The 17,015-nt window shown below is 46.6% G+C and carries 22 protein-coding genes; 19 read left to right on the top strand and 3 right to left on the bottom strand.

The features are described from left to right. Positions 1–157 precede the first annotated feature (157 nt). Genes OXB_RS13220 through OXB_RS13210 form a run of 3 tightly spaced genes read left to right on the top strand, consistent with a single transcriptional unit; the run spans position 158 to position 1,745 of the window. Positions 158–868, top strand: a complete 711-nt coding sequence (locus OXB_RS13220) for a cytochrome c biogenesis CcdA family protein (RefSeq protein WP_041074923.1) — start codon at positions 158–160, stop codon at positions 866–868. Between the two features lie 24 nt (positions 869–892). Next, entirely contained in the window at positions 893–1,222 is a 330-nt protein-coding gene (locus OXB_RS13215) for a thioredoxin family protein (RefSeq protein ID WP_041074921.1), read from the top strand. Next, entirely contained in the window at positions 1,215–1,745 is a 531-nt protein-coding gene (locus OXB_RS13210; protein ID WP_442852876.1) for a CcdC family protein, read from the top strand. The genes OXB_RS13215 and OXB_RS13210 overlap by 8 nt, the downstream gene beginning before the upstream one ends. Before the next feature lie 19 nt (positions 1,746–1,764). On the opposite strand, the gene OXB_RS13205 is transcribed toward OXB_RS13210, so the two are convergent. Further along, complete coding sequence (locus tag OXB_RS13205; RefSeq protein ID WP_041076786.1) at positions 1,765–2,172, bottom strand: DUF2621 domain-containing protein; 408 nt, start codon at positions 2,170–2,172, stop codon at positions 1,765–1,767. A 131-nt stretch (positions 2,173–2,303) separates the two neighbouring features. On the opposite strand from OXB_RS13205, the gene OXB_RS13200 reads away from it, so the two are divergent. The 5 genes from OXB_RS13200 to OXB_RS13185 all read left to right on the top strand — a co-directional run bounded on the left by OXB_RS13200 (position 2,304) and on the right by OXB_RS13185 (position 4,482). After that, a complete protein-coding gene (locus OXB_RS13200; RefSeq protein ID WP_041074919.1) occupies positions 2,304–2,522 on the top strand; it encodes a DUF1659 domain-containing protein in 219 nt (72 codons plus the stop codon). A gap of 19 nt (positions 2,523–2,541) precedes the next feature. Beyond that, positions 2,542–2,760: a DUF2922 domain-containing protein gene (locus OXB_RS13195; protein ID WP_041074917.1), complete on the top strand. Its 219-nt coding sequence runs from the start codon at positions 2,542–2,544 to the stop codon at positions 2,758–2,760. 191 nt (positions 2,761–2,951) lie between these two features. Further along, positions 2,952–3,080: a YvrJ family protein gene (locus OXB_RS18485; protein ID WP_084212476.1), complete on the top strand. Its 129-nt coding sequence runs from the start codon at positions 2,952–2,954 to the stop codon at positions 3,078–3,080. Positions 3,081–3,191: 111 nt separating this feature from the next. Next, positions 3,192–3,785, top strand: coding sequence for an SCO family protein (locus OXB_RS13190; RefSeq protein ID WP_231860315.1), 594 nt, complete (start codon positions 3,192–3,194; stop codon positions 3,783–3,785). A gap of 25 nt (positions 3,786–3,810) precedes the next feature. After that, the gene (locus OXB_RS13185) at positions 3,811–4,482 is read left to right on the top strand and encodes a lytic transglycosylase domain-containing protein (protein WP_041074915.1); all 672 of its coding nucleotides are present in this window, start codon (positions 3,811–3,813) and stop codon (positions 4,480–4,482) included. A 49-nt stretch (positions 4,483–4,531) separates the two neighbouring features. On the opposite strand, the gene OXB_RS13180 is transcribed toward OXB_RS13185, so the two are convergent. Continuing rightward, positions 4,532–4,786, bottom strand: coding sequence for a GlsB/YeaQ/YmgE family stress response membrane protein (locus tag OXB_RS13180; RefSeq protein ID WP_041074913.1), 255 nt, complete (start codon positions 4,784–4,786; stop codon positions 4,532–4,534). Between the two features lie 154 nt (positions 4,787–4,940). Here OXB_RS13180 and OXB_RS13175 point away from each other — a divergent pair, with 154 nt between their 5' ends. Together OXB_RS13175 and OXB_RS13170 are read left to right on the top strand one after the other, a co-directional pair. Next, positions 4,941–5,540: a hypothetical protein gene (locus tag OXB_RS13175; RefSeq protein WP_041074911.1), complete on the top strand. Its 600-nt coding sequence runs from the start codon at positions 4,941–4,943 to the stop codon at positions 5,538–5,540. Positions 5,541–5,860: 320 nt separating this feature from the next. Continuing rightward, positions 5,861–6,232, top strand: a complete 372-nt coding sequence (locus OXB_RS13170) for a DMT family transporter (RefSeq protein WP_041074909.1) — start codon at positions 5,861–5,863, stop codon at positions 6,230–6,232. A gap of 26 nt (positions 6,233–6,258) precedes the next feature. On the opposite strand, the gene OXB_RS13165 is transcribed toward OXB_RS13170, so the two are convergent. Beyond that, positions 6,259–6,804, bottom strand: coding sequence for a cysteine hydrolase family protein (locus tag OXB_RS13165; protein WP_041076781.1), 546 nt, complete (start codon positions 6,802–6,804; stop codon positions 6,259–6,261). Between the two features lie 306 nt (positions 6,805–7,110). Here OXB_RS13165 and acnA point away from each other — a divergent pair, with 306 nt between their 5' ends. The 9 genes from acnA (at position 7,111) to OXB_RS13120 (ending at position 16,936) form a co-directional block, all read left to right on the top strand. After that, positions 7,111–9,825, top strand: a complete 2,715-nt coding sequence (gene acnA, locus OXB_RS13160) for an aconitate hydratase AcnA (RefSeq protein ID WP_041074907.1) — start codon at positions 7,111–7,113, stop codon at positions 9,823–9,825. A gap of 741 nt (positions 9,826–10,566) precedes the next feature. After that, a complete protein-coding gene (locus OXB_RS13155; protein WP_041074905.1) occupies positions 10,567–10,992 on the top strand; it encodes an acyl-CoA thioesterase in 426 nt (141 codons plus the stop codon). Continuing rightward, entirely contained in the window at positions 10,992–11,303 is a 312-nt protein-coding gene (locus OXB_RS13150) for a hypothetical protein (protein ID WP_041074903.1), read from the top strand. Before OXB_RS13155 ends, OXB_RS13150 begins: the two co-directional genes overlap by 1 nt. A 181-nt stretch (positions 11,304–11,484) precedes the next feature. Next, positions 11,485–12,474 carry a hypothetical protein gene (locus OXB_RS13145; RefSeq protein ID WP_144399703.1) on the top strand — a complete coding sequence of 330 codons (990 nt, stop codon included), beginning with the start codon at positions 11,485–11,487 and terminating at the stop codon, positions 12,472–12,474. Further along, complete coding sequence (locus tag OXB_RS13140; protein ID WP_041074899.1) at positions 12,432–13,079, top strand: bacterial transcriptional activator domain-containing protein; 648 nt, start codon at positions 12,432–12,434, stop codon at positions 13,077–13,079. Before OXB_RS13145 ends, OXB_RS13140 begins: the two co-directional genes overlap by 43 nt. A 286-nt stretch (positions 13,080–13,365) precedes the next feature. After that, positions 13,366–13,977, top strand: a complete 612-nt coding sequence (locus OXB_RS13135) for a TetR family transcriptional regulator (protein WP_041076779.1) — start codon at positions 13,366–13,368, stop codon at positions 13,975–13,977. Between the two features lie 6 nt (positions 13,978–13,983). Further along, positions 13,984–15,504: an o-succinylbenzoate--CoA ligase gene (gene menE / locus OXB_RS13130; protein WP_041074897.1), complete on the top strand. Its 1,521-nt coding sequence runs from the start codon at positions 13,984–13,986 to the stop codon at positions 15,502–15,504. Continuing rightward, positions 15,501–15,920 carry a MaoC family dehydratase gene (locus OXB_RS13125; RefSeq protein ID WP_041074896.1) on the top strand — a complete coding sequence of 140 codons (420 nt, stop codon included), beginning with the start codon at positions 15,501–15,503 and terminating at the stop codon, positions 15,918–15,920. Before menE ends, OXB_RS13125 begins: the two co-directional genes overlap by 4 nt. Continuing rightward, complete coding sequence (locus tag OXB_RS13120; protein WP_041074894.1) at positions 15,917–16,936, top strand: 3-oxoacyl-ACP synthase; 1,020 nt, start codon at positions 15,917–15,919, stop codon at positions 16,934–16,936. The genes OXB_RS13125 and OXB_RS13120 overlap by 4 nt, the downstream gene beginning before the upstream one ends. Positions 16,937–17,015 lie beyond the last annotated feature (79 nt).

Raw genomic sequence — 17,015 nt, 5'->3', positions numbered from 1 at the left:
GGCCGCTTTGGGGACAAGTGTGACGCCTCCTTCTGGATTGCCTTCATCCGGTTCCGTGCGCCCTGGGCTTTTGTCATAAACTGTTCACAGTCAAAAAAGGCGTATTCCGGAGCCAATTTTGTTACGATTGGAGCAGATATATGAAGGGGAGAGAATGATGGCAACAGATTTAAACTATCTTCTTGCGTTCGGAGCCGGCTTCCTCAGTTTCATCTCGCCTTGTACGTTGCCGCTTTATCCAGCGTTTGTCTCGTACATTACCGGCATGTCCCTCGAGGAATTGAAGCCGGATTCCAAACGGATGACAAAGAGCGGCATGCTCCATACGCTATTTTTCTTAATCGGGTTTTCGATCATTTTCATCGTCATTGGTTTCGGCACGACATTCGTCGGCACGTTTTTTATCGAAAACCAGGAATTGCTCAGGCAAATCGGAGCCATCTTTATCGTCTTATTCGGTTTGATGATCATCGGCCTATTTACGCCCGAGTTCTTGATGAAAGAACGGAAGCTTCAATTTAAAAATCGGCCGGCGGGTTACTTCGGGACGCTGTTGATCGGAATCGCCTTTGCGGCAGGATGGCAGCCTTGTTCCGGCCCGATTATCGGCTCGATCATCTTCCTGGCCGGTTCCAATCCGGGTTCGGGCATGATCTATATGCTTCTTTATGTGCTCGGTTTCGCCATTCCATTTTTCGTGTTGTCGTTCTTCATTACACGGCTTACGTGGATCCGTAAACACAATGCACTCATTATGAAAATCGGCGGCTATGTCATGATTGCCGTCGGGATCTTGCTATTCTTCAACGGATTGCAGTGGCTGACTAGCATCTTGAGCCCGATTTTCGGGGATTTCCAAGGGTTTTAATTAGAAAAAGAGGAGGAGTGAAGGATGAAGGAAATCGGTTCGTTTCAGGAGTGGAGGGACATCGTAGAGCAAGAGCCGCAACTGGGACTCTTCGTCAAAACGAACCATTGCTCTGTCTGCGAAGGACTCTATCCTCAAGTGGCGGCCCTTGCGGAGCAGTACCCGTTCCCGTTCTATCGGGTCAATGTGGCGGACGTGCCGGAGATTGCAGGCCAGCTCGCCCTCTTCACCGCGCCCGTCGTCCTGCTGTTCCACGAAGGGAAAGAGATGGCGCGGTTCGCCCGGTTTGTCCAGTTGGAGCAACTCAGACATCGGATGGATGAGCTGGAGAAGTGGGGCACGGCCGATGCTTAAATTACAGGAACTCATCGATTTCGTGTTCAATGAAATTCCGCCCGTCTACTTGATCGTCGGCTCCACTGTCCTGTTCCTCGTCATGGGGACGTTCGCTTTTTTCGTCCGCGCCAAAGCGGCCAAAAAGCCGATTTCCCCGAAACGGATCATTTTGCCTCCGTTATTCATGTCTACGGGAGCACTCATGTTTTTATTCGAAGAATTCCGGGTGCCGTCCATGCAAGTGGTGGAGGCGATCGTCGTCGGCTTGCTGTTCTCGACGCTCTTGATCCGGACGACCCATTTCGAGATTATAACGGGGGCCATCTATGTGAAAAGGTCCAAGGCGTTCCTGCTCATCCTCGGCGGCCTTCTCGTACTCCGGCTCATCGCAAAACTGGTGTTGAGCAGTTCCATCGATGTCGGGGAGCTCGGCGGGATGTTCTGGATTCTCGCCTTCGCCATGATTATCCCGTGGCGGATCGGCATGCTGGTGAAATACAGGAAAATCAATCAAGAAAAAAGTGTCCCCGTCAAAGAGTGACGAGGACACTTTTTAGCTTTTAGAATAAATGCTCGTACGGGGCCAAGTCGATCTCCATCGATGTCAATTTTTTGCGGAGGAATTTATGGTCCCGTTTGGGTGTAGCTATGATATAACCACGGATAATATGATCGAATCCGATTGTTCTCGCTTTATCTTCCAAGGCGATTTGACCTATTCGGGACGCTATCTTTTGCTTGGCGACATCCCGGAAAAGCTCTGGGACCGGGCTGACGAGCTCGTTCAGCAGCTCTTTCGCCTCGTCATTCCACAGGTGTAGCGATTTGTTCACGTAAAATTCTTCCCAATCGAGCGTCGATTTGCCATCCGCTTTCGGGAACACTTTTAAAAATTTACGAAACATGAAAAAGCCGCCGATCCCGAATAAGCCGACGAGCACGATACACCAGAACAGGATGAACCACATAAATAGATCGTTCAACAGACTTCACCTCTTCCATACTACCCCCATTATAAGAGTTTTTTCAAAAAAATCCACGAAGAATGTATCCTTTTTTCCCGCAGCCCGCTATCTAGAGGGTGAAGGGAGGTGATCGCATGGCGACAATCGAATTCAAAAGTGCAATCGGACGGGTGCATTTCGATGGAGGCATGACGGAGGAAGGGAAGTTGATCCGTAAATCGAAATCGTACCGCCATATCGCGGAAAACGTCCCGGCGGACAATTTGTACACGGCACTGAACGAGCTGGCTTCCCTTTCCACGCTGCCGTTCATCGGGGCGGAGAAAGTGGAAACGTCGGAGGTATACGACTAATTGAAAAGGAGTGGAGATTATGGCGAAAACGTTACAATTGAATTTCACTACGGCGATGGGCAAGAAATTGATGCTGCCCGTGGATGAACCGCGGGAAGATTTGACGCCGCAGGAAGTGACGGCCGCGATGCAGACGGTTATCGCATCAGGTGCTTTCCTCGTGGACGGCTATCCGCTCGAAACGGCGGGAAGTGCCCGAATCGTCGAACGCACTGTCACGGATCTAGTGAAAGGATAACCCGATCAACCGGCCTCCCAGTATTTGCAGGGAGCCGGTTTTTCATCGCTGGGGAAATCATCGAATTCGGGCCCGTGGACAGGCTTCTGAGTTGGCGTGTTCACGGCCAGGCTCGAGGCGCCCTGCGCTTTTGTTATGATCCATTGATTTTTTTCGCCAATCAGTAAAAAATGGACGAAGGGGGAGACAAGATGGAACCTTGGTTGGATTTGATACAGGAAATCGGATTTCCGATTTTCGTATCCTTTTACCTGTTGCACCGTCTTGAGTCGAAATTGACGGCCATCCACGATGCGCTGATCACCTTAAAGGTGAAATAAATTTCACAAATTCGTCGTAGTTCCGACATGGAATTCATGGCGGTTCGCTTGTTTCAAGCTGTTTCTTCCGCTATGATGAATTCATCAAGACATAGCGGGGGAGACAGTATATTGAAAAAGATAAGACTTCCAATTCTATTCATTCTCATGTTACTAGTGAGTGCTTGTTCCGGTCCAGGAGGGTTCAAAGCGGATCATAAATATGAAGTGCCTCCATTTGAATATACGAACCAGAACGGGGAAAAAGTTTCCCTGGATGATTTGAAAGGGCACGTCTGGCTCGCCCAATTCGTTTTCACGAACTGCACTAGCGTTTGTCCGCCAATGATGATGAATATGGCGAAAATCGAGGAAGATCTGGAGAAGGCTGGAGTGGAGGACTATAAAATCGTCTCGTTCAGTGTCGATCCGAAAGTGGACACACCGGAAAAGCTTCAGGAATATCTCGAATTATTCAATGTGAAAGATGAAAGCCGATGGGAAATGCTGACAGGCTATACAATGGAGGAAATTGCAGCATTGGCGATGAAGTCGTTCAAGACAGTCGTAGCCGATATCCCGGATGACGACCAGGTGCTCCATGGCACCACATTTGCCTTAGTGAACCAGGAAGGGCAAGTCGTGAAACTGTATAGCGGAGTTGAAGAAGTCCCATTCGACCAAATCGAAAAAGACGTCGAAGCGCTCATTAAAGAAGGCGCATAAGCTTACGAAATAAAGGCGGGGTTCAATGAAGAAACGGAAAAAGAAAGGGAATTCGGTGAAGCTGAAAGCATGGCTCATCGTGTTGCTGATCCCGATTGCAGTCACCGTATTTACATTGACCACCATCATTTGGACAGGTTTGAAACATCCCGAATTCATTAAGAAATCAGCACAAACATTGCTCGATATCCAAGACCGTCATACCGGGACGACCATTCCGGAAGAATATATCCCGATTTATCAAGAAGCGGGGGAGGCGTACGGCGTTCCGTGGACGCTGCTTGCGGCGCACCATCGGATCGAAACCCGATTTTCGACGATGGATCCACTCCTTTCCCCAGTCGGCGCTGAAGGGCATATGCAGTTCATGCCCTGCACATTCGTCGGGTGGAGTTATCCGGGATGCAAGGGGCTCGGCAAGGGGGAAATTCCGGAGAAGGATAAGACCGATCCGGAAATCATTAAAAAATACGGGGGCTACGGTGTCGATGCCAATGGCGACGGCATCGCGGATCCCTATGATATCGAGGACGCCGTTTTCAGCGCCGCTAATTACCTTTCCAAAAGCGGAGCGGCCTCCGGCAAGTACGAACAAGCGATTTATCAATACAATCATAGTGAAAAATATGTGGAAGACGTTCTATGGTTCTTTGAAGAATTCGAGTTGTATCGAGAAGAAATGGAAAATACATCATGAAAAACGCCGGTTCAGTGAGAACCGGCGTTTTTCTTTTCATTTCACATCATCATGAAGCGCGACGCATGGATTTCATGATGAAGCTTACGATAAACACGAGGACCAGTGCACCGATCAACGCAGGGACGATATAGAAATCGGAAACTCTCGGTCCCCAATCCCCTAGAAGCATTCCACCGATCCATGCACCGACGATACCAGCAATGATATTACCGATGATGCCGCCCGGGATGTCTTTCCCCAAAATCAAACCAGCTAACCAACCAATGACTCCACCGATAATTAAAAACCAAATAAAACTCATGTGTTCCATCTCCTTCTTGATGATATAGTATGATCGCGTCTTAGTATTTGTAATATCCGTTTTTTCAATACCTCAAACATAAATGACATCGGTGAATCATAATTTTTGCAGTTGTGCATACTAAATCGCAATAACCGAAAGGAAGGGATGCTGTATGTCTTTGGAGTGGTTTGACCGGGTTTGTGAGGAATTGCAGGAGCATCTGGAATCCATCTGCGAACAATATGATGAAGTGGGTCAGATGGCTATCATCCGCGCGGCGAAGCATCCTAGAATCGAATTTTTTGTGGAGTCGGATGACGAAGTGCGGGAGTATTTCTGCACCTTGTTCTTCGATCCGCTGAACCAGGAATTTTACCTCGAAACGTTCGAGTTGGAAGCGGGCCAAGTTTCCCGGATGATTCTGCCGGACATTGAAGAAATCGTGGAGGAAATCCATGAAAGTTTCCATGAATTCCTCGAGGATGAGGACGAGGAGGAGTACGATGACGACGAGCTGTTGGAGACCGTCCATGTGGATTGGACCGCACCGGAAAAATTGCTTTTCCATGACGCCGGGGAAGTGGAAGTGACCCTCCAGTTCGGCATCATCGAGGAGACGGGGGACGGCATCCTCCGCCGCATGACCCGGATTGAAACGCCGGATCGCGAATGGCTCGAAGACGAGTCGCATTTCATCTTCGGCAAGGAAGAAGCCGAAACGATCCTCGCAATGATCGCCGGGAATTTAAGTGAGATGAAGAAGTATGAATAAAGTAGATTGCAAGCAGAAAAGAGTGGCCCTCGCCACTCTTTTTGATTACTTAGGAAATTATAAAATTCGGGCATGTGGATAACCTTCAAAATTAGGTTTGTTTACGTCCAGCTCCGGGCGCTAGAGGCTCGGGGTCATAAGCCAAAGCTGCTCTGTGGCAAAAAGCGCCACGCCGCATCTTCGTCTTATGCCTGTCGCCTCTGAGCAAGCGCCCTGCGCTTTTGTTCTTTTATATAAACCGAGTGCCGGAAAACCGCCCGGGCAATATAGTATAATGGCGAAGGGAGCGAGCTACTACCTATTTTCCAGGAGGAATGACAATGTCCTATTTATATTTAGCCCTCGCTATCATATTGGAACTGATCGGTTCTTCTTTATTGAAAGCATCTGAGGGATTTTCAAAACTTTTCCCTACACTTGGGGTAATCATAGCTTTCGTTAGTTGCTTTTTCTTTTTATCATTGTCCTTGAAAACCATTCCGTTAAATGCCGCCTATGCCATTTGGTCGGGAATCGGAGTTGTGGCGACTGCGATTATTTCGGTACTCATCTGGAATGAAAAAATTAATATGGCGAGTATTATAGGTATCGTACTCATCCTGGCCGGCGTAGTCGTATTGAATTTATTCGGCCCTGGAAATGATGGATCCGGCAGTGAAGAAGCATCCGCGGTTAAAATGACCGTGAAATGAAAAGGAATGGCAAACACCATCCCTTTTCAGTCCACCACCGTCGCTCCGAGCGTATTTCGGAAATGGCGCAGCGCCCATTCATGCCCGGCTGGATCGAAGCTCGCCACGCCCTGTTCGTGGATGACGATATCGTAGCCAAGGTTGTACGCATCCACGGAAGTATGGAGGATGCAAATATCCGTACAGACCCCGACCAGATGGATTTCCGTTATGCCCCGTGCGCGCAGCAGAAGATCCAGATCCGTCCCCGCGAAGGCGCTGTACCGCGTCTTGTCCATCCAATGGATATCCTCTTTCCGTTCGTGGTACAGTGTCTGAAGGGAGCCGTAAAGATCCCTGCCCGCCGTCCCTCTGATGTTGTGGGGAGGGAATAGTTTCGTCTCCGGATGATACGGATCCTCCAATTCGTGGACATCGACGGGCATGACGACGAAATGGCCTTCATCTAAAAAAGTCCGGGTCAAATCGGTAATATAGGATTCCAGGGCAATGCCCGGCTCTCCGCACGTCAAGGCGCCGTCCATCGCGACAAAATCCACCGTGTAATCAATGACCAGCAATGCTTTCTTCATCCTCAACACCCCTTTCCAAGTTTCCCCTTTATCATGCCATAACCGGCTTTCCTTTGCAGCCGAAATAGAAAGAATCGCAGTCATCACAATAACTTATGAAAGACTATAAATATAATGTATTTTACTTATATACATTGTTATTATATGATGGAGTAGAGAAAAGACGCTCATTTATATCCGGCGGTCGGCTGAGGTGGACATTTCGTAAGATGTCGCACCGTTTGGCCATGTCCAAACCCGGGATTGTCCCGCGTTAGGCAACTGCCTGTTTGTAGCCTTTTCAGTACCAAAAGGAGGAAACCATCCATGGCAAAAAGCAATTTGCACAACAGCCGCCAATCGTTTGAATTGAACGGTAAAACGTACAATTATTACCGTCTGAAAGCAATCGAAGAAGCAGGCATTGCGAACATCTCCAAACTACCTTATTCGATTAAAGTGTTACTTGAATCCGTATTGCGTCAACATGATGGCTATGTCATCAAAGACGATCACGTGGAAAACTTGGCAAAATGGGGCAAAGACGCAGACAAAGAGGCGGAAGTCCCATTCAAACCATCCCGTGTCATCCTACAAGACTTCACAGGCGTTCCGGTTGTCGTAGACTTGGCATCCCTTCGCTCCGCAATGGCGGAAATGGGCGGAAACCCTGACAAAATCAACCCGGAAATTCCGGTTGACCTTGTCATCGACCACTCGGTGCAAGTAGACCGCTACGGTTCCCCAGATGCGCTTCGCGTCAACATGGAACTCGAGTTCGAACGTAACGCGGAACGTTATCAATTCCTAAGCTGGGCGCAGAAAGCGTACGATAACTATCGTGCAGTTCCTCCAGCAACAGGTATCGTTCACCAAGTTAACTTAGAGTACTTGGCAAACGTCGTACACGCGATCGAAAACGAAGACGGCACGTTCGAAACATACCCGGATACACTTGTCGGTACGGACTCCCACACGACGATGATCAACGGCATCGGTGTTCTCGGATGGGGCGTCGGCGGTATCGAAGCGGAAGCCGGAATGCTTGGCCAACCTTCATACTTCCCGATCCCGGAAGTAATCGGCGTCAAACTTGTCGGTGAGCTTCCGAACGGAACAACTGCAACAGACTTGGCATTGAAAGTGACACAAACGCTCCGTGCAAAAGGCGTTGTCGGCAAATTCGTCGAGTTCTTCGGACCTGGCGTATCGAAACTTCCTCTTGCAGACCGTGCAACAATCGCCAACATGGCGCCGGAGTACGGTGCAACTTGCGGATTCTTCCCGGTTGACGAAGAGTCGCTTGATTATATGCGCCTAACAGGCCGTGACGAAGACCATATCCAAGTCGTCAAACAATATTTGATTGAAAACGACATGTTCTTCACACCTGAAAATGTAGAGCCGACGTATACGGATGTTGTCGAAATCGACCTTTCTGAAATCGTCGCAAACCTTGCGGGACCAAAACGTCCACAAGATTTGATTCCACTTACAGAGATGAAGCGCGCGTTCAACGAAGCGGTCGTTGCTCCTGAAGGGAACCAAGGTTTTGGATTCTCTCCGAAAGAGCTTGAAAAAACATCGACGGTCGAATTCGAAGACGGCCGCAAAGTGGACATCAAGACAGGTGACCTTGCGATTGCAGCGATTACGTCTTGTACGAACACGTCCAACCCATACGTCATGTTAGGGGCGGGACTGGTAGCGAAAAAAGCGGTGGAAAAAGGCTTGACTCCACCGGCATACGTGAAAACTTCACTCGCACCAGGTTCGAAAGTCGTTACAGGCTACTTGAAAGATTCAGGTTTGGATCAATACCTTGACCAAATCGGATTCAATACGGTCGGATACGGATGTACGACATGTATCGGGAACTCCGGACCGCTTCTTCCTGAAATCGAAAAAGCGATCTCCGCAAACGATATGCTCATGTCTTCTGTCCTTTCCGGTAACCGTAACTTCGAAGGCCGGATCCACCCGCTTGTGAAAGCGAACTACTTGGCTTCACCGCCGCTTGTCGTTGCGTATGCACTTGCTGGTACAGTCGATATCGACTTCGAAAAAGATCCGATCGGCAAAGACAAAGATGGATTCGATGTCTACTTCAAAGACATCTGGCCATCTACGGAAGAAGTTCAGGAAGTCGTCAAAGCGACTGTCACACCTGATCTGTTCCGCAAAGAGTACGAGCGCGTATTCACAGAAAACGAAGCATGGAATGCAATCGAAACTACAGACGATGCCTTGTATGATTTCGATGAAAACTCGACATACATCCAAAACCCGCCGTTCTTCGAAGGCCTTTCGAAAGAACCAGGCGACATCCAAACATTGGCTGGTCTACGGGTTGTCGGTAAATTCGGCGATTCCATCACAACGGACCACATCTCTCCTGCTGGAGCAATCGGTAAAGATACACCGGCTGGAATTTACTTGCGCGAGCGCGGCGTAGAGCCACGTTTCTTCAACTCGTACGGTTCCCGCCGTGGTAACCACGAAGTGATGATGCGCGGTACATTCGCGAACATCCGGATCCGTAACCAGATTGCAAAAGGCACGGAAGGCGGATTCACAACATACTGGCCAACAAAAGAAATCATGCCAATCTATGACGCAGCGATGAAATACCAAGCTGACGGCACAGGTCTTGCGATTATCGCGGGTAAAGATTACGGCATGGGCTCTTCCCGTGACTGGGCTGCCAAAGGGACATCCCTCCTTGGCATCAAAACGGTCATCGCGGAAAGCTACGAGCGGATCCACCGTTCGAACCTTGTCATGATGGGTGTTCTTCCACTTCAATTCTTGAACGGTGAAAACGCAGAATCCCTTGGCCTGACAGGCGAAGAGGCAATCAGCGTCAACATCGCGGAAGGCGTCAAACCACGCGACATCCTGAAAGTGACAGCGACTTCCCCAGACGGAAAAGTGACAGAGTTCAACGCTCTTGCACGTTTCGACTCCGAAGTGGAAATCGACTACTACCGTCACGGCGGAATCCTGCAAATGGTTCTTCGCGACAAATTGAAAGCAAACTAATCCGTTTGCCATCCCGCCCTGCAACTTGACTCGCAGGGCGGATTTTTGCGTTGGGCCGGTTGGAGTGGCGGTGGCCGTTTCGAGGTTTTGGGAGAATGTTTCGAGGTTTGGCGGGGACGTTGGGGAGTTCTGGGGGAACGTTTCGAGCTGGGACGGAAGCTTTGTGAGGTCCGGTGGAAATGTTTCGAAGTGCAGCTGAAACATTGGGAGGCACCGGGGTGTTTCGAGGTTTGGAGGAAACGTTGAGAAGTTTTGGAGAAACGTTTCGAACTGGGACGGGAGCGATGTGAGGTTCGGTGGAAATGTTTCGAAGTGTCGCTGAAACATTGGGAGGCGCCAGGGTGTTTCGAGGTTTGGAGGAAACGTTGAGAAGTTTTGGAGAAACGTTTCGAACTGGGACGGGAGCGATGTGAGGTTCGGTGGAAATGTTTCGAAGTGTCGCTGAAACATTGGGAGGCGCCAGGGTGTTTCGAGGTTTGGAGGAAACGTTGAGAAGTTTTGGAGAAACGTTTCGAACTGGGATGGGAGCGTTGTGAGATTCGGTGGAAATGTTTTGGACTAAGACTGAAACGTTGCGAGGTACCGGAATGTTTCGGAGTTTAGTGGAGACGTTATGAAGTTTGATCGGAATGTTTCGAACCAGAATCAAAATGTTATGAGGTCAACCAAGGCAGGAGTGGAAGGGCTGTGTCTCATGCTTTTCATCCTGCCTCTTAGTATAATTGAGACAGAGGTGATTGGATGTTTATCAGTGAAAAGGAAATTGAAGTGCGTTATGCGGAGACGGATCAGATGGGTGTCGTCTATCATGCGAATTATTTAGTCTGGATGGAAATTGGCCGGACGTCGTTGATTCAAGATTTAGGATTTACATATGCTGGGTTGGAGTCGGACGGTTATTTGGCGCCTGTCATTGATTTGTCCATTCAATATAAAGCGTCCATGCGTTATGGTGAGAAAGCGATTGTCCGGACGTGGATTGAAAAACATGAGAAGCTGCGGACCACTTACGGGTATGAAATCCTTCATGAAGATGGAACGGTGGCCGCGACAGGGACGTCAGAGCATGTACTCGTGAAAAAAGAGAATTTCCGGCCCGTTCCATTGTCTAAAATCGATCCGGCATGGGATGCCAAATACACGGAAGTTCGCCGGGTGAAAGACTGATGGCGTTCGGCATCAACCGCGAAGAATTGGCGGCGTGGAAATCAGCAGTACGTCAAGAGAAAATCGCTTTCCTCACCCATTATTGGTTGGATGATCGTTTCCCCAGCTGCAAGACCGTTACGAAAGTCGGCTGTGCCAACGTGGAAAAATTGGTGAAGTGGGGGCAACAATATGGATTGAAGCGTGAATGGATTGACATGCGTAACGATTACCCCCATTTTGATTTAGTGGGGGACTATGAAAAAGAGATCCTTTCAAAAGAGGGGCTAATCAGTCAATTGGAGCGCTTCGACGTACGACCTTCCCATTAACCTGTTCTGAGAGTCAGCTTTTCTTAGCTGACTTTTTTTGCTAGACCCAATAGAAGTCTAACAATTCAAATGACTCGTATGATAAACTTGAGAAAAGGAAGAGTTGGCAGGTGAAAATAAGATGCAGGTACCTCCTCTTATTCTTACAAAATTAATTTCCCCGTCACCGGCGCCTACTTTTATGCGGAGAGCTTCATTCATCAAAAGGATCAAGTTATCCAGTCAAGTGAAGCTGACCTTATTGCATAGCGGTGCAGGATACGGAAAAAGCTCGAATCTTTCTTCCTATTTCCATGATACCCGCTCTATCCACAGTTACAGTTGGTCTTCGGTAACGGAAGAAGACGATGATATTTTACCTTTTCTTAAATACTTGACCGCCAGCATCCAACAAGTGATTCCAACCTTTGGGCAATCCATTGATTGGCGGGGGCTGTCCACATTTCCCAAGGAAAAGGAGCTGAAACGTTGGATAGCGCTCTTTGTCAATGAGCTATGCGTGATTGATGAACCGCTTTCCGTTGTCATAGACGACTTTCACCATGTCGATCACGTATTCCATATTAATTACGTTTTGGAAAAAATCATTGAGTTTATGCCCGCCTCTATCCACTTCATCATTGCGACCCGGACTCTCCTCAGATGGCCGAGCTTATTGAAACTAAAATTGGCGGGACAAATATGTGAAATTACGGAAGAGGATTTCATTTTTTCGGAAGAGGAAGTGGCGGTTTTCTTCGAAGATTATTTTAACCATTTGCTTACAGGGGAAGAAGCTGCGAACATTGTCCAATTGACTGAAGGCTGGGCCATTGCAATCAATTTATTGGCCATTCATATGACAGATTCCGAAAAGCCTTTTACCACGGCGATGAAACCCGCATTATATGACCTTTTTTCCTACTTATCTGAAGAAGTGTACACGAATATGTCCGAAGAGGAACGAGCCTGGCTATTATCATTTTCCATCTTTCCCGTATTTTCAATACAGCTGATCCATGATTTTTATGGGGAGCCCGCGGTAGAGGCTTTACAAAGTCTAGCAGGAAGACATATTTTCATTCAATCACTGGGCGATGATGGAACCTATCGCTACCATGCGCTATTCCAACAATTTCTTGAGCGGAAATGGCAATCGCAACCACCGTCGTTGCCTATGGATCGACCTTAATCCAATCGGGCCAATTTGAATGGATTCTCGAAATCATCAACGAGTTATCGGCTGCGACTCAAGACGAATTTTATCCGCTGCATTATTACGCGGGCGAGGCATATCGTTATCGTGCTTCCTATGAAACCGCGCAGGCATCCTATGTAGAATGTATGAAGATTGCAGAACAGCATGAGGACTTTTATTTTATCAGTCGGGCAAATGCTGGCATCGCCCATATTTATTTGGATACGATTCAACCGGGGATTGCTGAATCGTATTTAAGTCAGGCGATTCATTTTGCGCAAGCAAGCAAAAGAACGAGTTCTCAAGAGATGCAAATGTTAAAACGGCAGTTTGCCGAAAATCTCGTGAATCTCGCCCAATCCTATACCCGACTTCGGGAATTTCAAAAGACCGCCTATTGGGCGGAAAAGATATTGCGGATTGATCGGACTTGGGAAGAAGCGCATCGATTACTGATGTATGCCCATTATCAGTTGCAAAATAGATCGCAATCCGTGAAATGGTACCAAAAGTGTAAAAAGGTACTTGAAGAAGAATTTGCGATTATGCCGATGGAAACGACCGAACAAATGTATAAAATGATAGTCAATGAGTTATGAGAAGCTGCCTATTGCTGCTTCTCTTTTTTGTTGCTCAAGTTCCGACGCCGCTTCCTCGTCAAACTGTTCTTTCATTACTTGTTTGCAACTGATTTGTAACTTGAGTTTTATAGAGTAGGAAGTAAGAAAAACGAGGTGCAACGATTCCCACAAACTCAAATAACTGAAAACATACATTCTTTTCGCAGCACGCTCATTCATCGCAATAATATAATCGTTAAAATAGATTGACTATTTGAAAAAACCTAACTATAATAAAAACTGAGAGGTGATTCATATGTCAACTATTGATGAAAAAGAGAATGAAAGAGCGTTACCTGTAACGACAAAAGGAAATGTAACGAGGCGGAAATTACTTCATACGGCGGAAGAGATTTTTGGAAAGAAAGGTTACTTTAATACTTCCATAGTGGATATTACGCAAACAGCAAATGTCGCACAGGGAACGTTTTACAATTACTTTTCTTCAAAAAAAGAAATTTTCGAAGAACTGGTTAGACAACTAAGCCGTGACTTTCGCCATGAAATCCAATTGAATGTTTCAAAGGCAACAAATGCAAAAGAAGCCCAAATCATTGGATTTCAAACATTCTTCCGGTGGTTAAAAGACCATCGCAACCTTTATAGTATCGTCCAGCAGTCAGTGCTGGTAGATGAAAACCTATACCGTGAATATTACGAACGGTTGGCGTCCGGTTATCGAAAAGGGCTTGAAGCCGGGATGACGGAAGAAGAGTTTAAGCAGCTGGATCATGAAACGGTTGCGTACTCCCTTATGGGAATCAGCCAATTCATCGGGATGAGATGGGTTTATTGGAAGGATGAAGATGTTCCGGAGAGTGTTTTTGAAGATATGATCACACTCATATTTGAAGGGATCAGTAAACGAAAGGGATGAGGTAAGGTGCAAGGGATTTCCTATTGGATTGAAAAGAGGGCCTACATTACACCGGAAAGGATTGCTTTAGTTGGAAATGGCCGAAAATATACGTACAAAGAAATGGCCGACTCGATTGAACAGACAGTCTATGTTCTAGGAAACGAGCTGCAGATAAAAAAAGGACAGCGTATAGCAATCCTATCCTCCAACAATACCGCATACATGGTGATGTATTTCGCCTTAGCAAAAATGGGCTGCATTATCGTACCTTTGAATACTAGACTCTCCATCAAAGAATTAGAATATCAGCTAAATGATTGCCAGGCTACCTATCTTTTTACGTCTGATATGTTCATGCAAATAGGGAAGGATTTACAACAATTATGTGGTGTGAAGTGCTTGTTACTCGACTCCATTTCAAAGTATCCTCTCGATTCCATGGCATCAGCTAAGAAACAGCAGTTTTCATATACGGATGTAACTGCTGCTTCACCATTCATTATTTGCTATACATCCGGAACAACAGGAAGACCTAAAGGCGCGGTACTGACACAAGAAAATGTATATTGGAATGCAGTGAATAACCTACTGGCACTCGATATTACTTCATCGGATAGAATGTTGACATTATTACCCTTTTTCCATATCGGGGGCATCGGTTTGTTTACTTTTCCGGTGTTTTTTGCCGGAGGAACAGTTGTGATACCAGATAGCACGGAACCCCAACATGTGCTTCATACCATTGAAAAGGAACACATTACTTTAGTGATGGGCGTGCCCACTATCTTCAGTTCCTTAAAAAATAGTGATGCGTTTGAAACAACCAATTTTGATTCGATCCGATGGTTATACAGTGGCGGCGGTCCTTGTCCGCCCGATTTAATCCGCCATTATCTTGAAAAAGGAATTCCGTTGGGGCAAGGATATGGCCTAACGGAAGCTTCGCCTACCGTATTTATGCTTTCAAAAGAGGATTATATGAAAAGGGTCGGCTCTATCGGGAAACCTGCCATGTTTTGTGATGTGAGAATTGTGAACTCCGAAGGGGAAGATGCAGTTCCCAATGAGGTGGGTGAACTATTAGTGAAAGGGCCCAATGTTATAAATGGCTATTGGAATCTACCTGAAGAGACGGAGAAAGCATTTATCGATGGTTGGTTTTGCACAGGAGATTTGGTCAGGGCAGATGAAGAAGGTTTTGTTTATATTGCAGGACGAAAGAAAGATATGTTGATTTCTGGTGGTGAAAATATCTACCCAATTGAGGTGGAACAAGTCATCTTACAACATCCAGCAGTGGAAGAAGTGGCCGTTTTCGGGGTGTCGGATCCCAAATGGGGAGAAGTGCCAGTTGCCAGTGTCATCTTGACTGAAGGGGCCCACGTAACAGAGTCAGAAATAATCAGCCATTGTTTGAAAAGGCTTACAAAGTATAAGTGCCCGAAAAAAGTGGAATTTGTAAAAGATTTCCCAAGAAGTTCAATAGGTAAAGTGAATAAGGTTCTATTGAAAAACGAATTTCCTGGAAAGGAGTTTGCAAAATGACTTCAGCTTTGTATGTTGGTCAAAAGGCTTCTTTTAGTAGAACGGTCAGCGAAACAGATATCGTGCAATATGCGGGTTTGAGTGGAGATTTCAATCCGATCCATATGGATAAAGAATACGCAACGAAGACGAGGTTCAGAGAGCGAATCGCCCATGGCCTGTTAACATCCTGTAACATTTCAAGAATGTTGGGTATGCACCTGCCCGGCCCAGGCAGTGTGTATGTGAATCAATCGTTACAATTCGTTAAGCCAGTCTATATAGGAGATACCATCACAACGACCGCAGAAATTTTGGAAATCAAACAGGACAAAGGGATTGTTCGCTTAAAAACGGAATGCCATCAGCAAGACGGCAAGCTTGTTTTAGAGGGTGAGGCAACGATGCTTATTCCAAGTGAAGGAGAATTGCGATGAATACTCATTTTGAAAATATAGGGATCGTTGAAACGGGTGTTTATTTTCCACCTGGCATTGAAACCGCACAAGACATTGCGATGAAAGCGGATATTCCCGAAGATGTGATCAGAGAGAAATTCGGCCTGGTTAAAAAGCATGTATCGGATGAGACATTGCATGCAACGGATATGGCGATTGAAGCGGCAAAACCGATTCTGACTAAGATAGACCCAGCCGATATCGATGTCATCATTTATTTTGGAAGCCCTTTCAAAGATTATCATGTCTGGTCAGGAGTATCAAAAATTCAACATATGCTCGAAGCCAAAAATGCTTTTGCCTTTGAAATGATGAATGTAAGTTCTTGCTTTCCAATTGCATTAAAAGTTGCAAAAGACATGCTAAGTTCTGATAAAGCGATTCAGAATATTCTATTAGTCGGTGGGTGTAAGGAGTCTCATATAGTCGATTACCAAAATCCAAGGTCCAGGTTCATGTTCAACTTTGCAGACGGTGGTGCAGCCGCTCTCGTACAGAGAGGACGCGTGACGAATACGATTTTAGCTTCCAGCTTTATTACGGATGGTTCGTTTCATGACGATGTGAAAGTGTTGGCAGGCGGATCTGTTCATGCTTCCTCAAACGAACCTTATGATCACAAAGCATATGGGATCGATGTAAGAGATCCACAAGATATGAAAGAAAGATTGGACCTTGTATCCGAAAAGAACTTTATTCACGTTGTAAAGGAGGCGGTAGAAAGAAGCGGATACCGAGTTGAAGATATTGATTTGCTCTTGCCACTTCATACGAAAAAATCAATTTTTTCCAAGTTGGTCAGCGATCTGGGCTTAACTGAAAATCAAGCAATCTATTTGGATGAATACGGACATTTGTCTGCACTTGATCCTTGTATCGGTTTACATCTTGCAAAACAACAAGGCAAATTAAAAAAAGGTTCCCTTGTTGTGACAGTCAGCGCCGGCACGGGCTATACGTGGAGCGCCACGGTCATCAAATGGGAAGGAGAGTGAATATGAAATCTAAAATCATTTTCCTGCATGGAACATGGGCAAGAAAAGTTCGAACGCATACCAATTTAAAGGGGGATCA

Source organism: Bacillus sp. OxB-1, from assembly GCF_000829195.1.
GTDB lineage: Bacteria > Bacillota > Bacilli > Bacillales_A > Planococcaceae > Sporosarcina.
This window is presented reverse-complemented; position numbering and strand designations above follow the sequence as displayed.

Bases quoted from the DNA above. Each gene is read 5' to 3' on its own strand.
- OXB_RS13220 (WP_041074923.1), top strand. From the start codon at position 158: ATGGCAACAGATTTAAACTATCTTCTTGCGTTCGGAGCCGGCTTCCTC.
- OXB_RS13215 (WP_041074921.1), top strand. From the start codon at position 893: ATGAAGGAAATCGGTTCGTTTCAGGAGTGGAGGGACATCGTAGAGCAA.
- OXB_RS13210 (WP_442852876.1), top strand. From the start codon at position 1,215: ATGCTTAAATTACAGGAACTCATCGATTTCGTGTTCAATGAAATTCCG.
- OXB_RS13205 (WP_041076786.1), bottom strand. From the start codon at position 2,172: ATGTGGTTCATCCTGTTCTGGTGTATCGTGCTCGTCGGCTTATTCGGG.
- OXB_RS13200 (WP_041074919.1), top strand. From the start codon at position 2,304: ATGGCGACAATCGAATTCAAAAGTGCAATCGGACGGGTGCATTTCGAT.
- OXB_RS13195 (WP_041074917.1), top strand. From the start codon at position 2,542: ATGGCGAAAACGTTACAATTGAATTTCACTACGGCGATGGGCAAGAAA.
- OXB_RS18485 (WP_084212476.1), top strand. From the start codon at position 2,952: ATGGAACCTTGGTTGGATTTGATACAGGAAATCGGATTTCCGATTTTC.
- OXB_RS13185 (WP_041074915.1), top strand. From the start codon at position 3,811: ATGAAGAAACGGAAAAAGAAAGGGAATTCGGTGAAGCTGAAAGCATGG.
- OXB_RS13180 (WP_041074913.1), bottom strand. From the start codon at position 4,786: ATGAGTTTTATTTGGTTTTTAATTATCGGTGGAGTCATTGGTTGGTTA.
- OXB_RS13175 (WP_041074911.1), top strand. From the start codon at position 4,941: ATGTCTTTGGAGTGGTTTGACCGGGTTTGTGAGGAATTGCAGGAGCAT.
- OXB_RS13170 (WP_041074909.1), top strand. From the start codon at position 5,861: ATGTCCTATTTATATTTAGCCCTCGCTATCATATTGGAACTGATCGGT.
- OXB_RS13165 (WP_041076781.1), bottom strand. From the start codon at position 6,804: ATGAAGAAAGCATTGCTGGTCATTGATTACACGGTGGATTTTGTCGCG.
- acnA (WP_041074907.1), top strand. From the start codon at position 7,111: ATGGCAAAAAGCAATTTGCACAACAGCCGCCAATCGTTTGAATTGAAC.
- OXB_RS13155 (WP_041074905.1), top strand. From the start codon at position 10,567: ATGTTTATCAGTGAAAAGGAAATTGAAGTGCGTTATGCGGAGACGGAT.
- OXB_RS13150 (WP_041074903.1), top strand. From the start codon at position 10,992: ATGGCGTTCGGCATCAACCGCGAAGAATTGGCGGCGTGGAAATCAGCA.
- OXB_RS13145 (WP_144399703.1), top strand. From the start codon at position 11,485: ATGCGGAGAGCTTCATTCATCAAAAGGATCAAGTTATCCAGTCAAGTG.
- OXB_RS13140 (WP_041074899.1), top strand. From the start codon at position 12,432: ATGGCAATCGCAACCACCGTCGTTGCCTATGGATCGACCTTAATCCAA.
- OXB_RS13125 (WP_041074896.1), top strand. From the start codon at position 15,501: ATGACTTCAGCTTTGTATGTTGGTCAAAAGGCTTCTTTTAGTAGAACG.
- OXB_RS13120 (WP_041074894.1), top strand. From the start codon at position 15,917: ATGAATACTCATTTTGAAAATATAGGGATCGTTGAAACGGGTGTTTAT.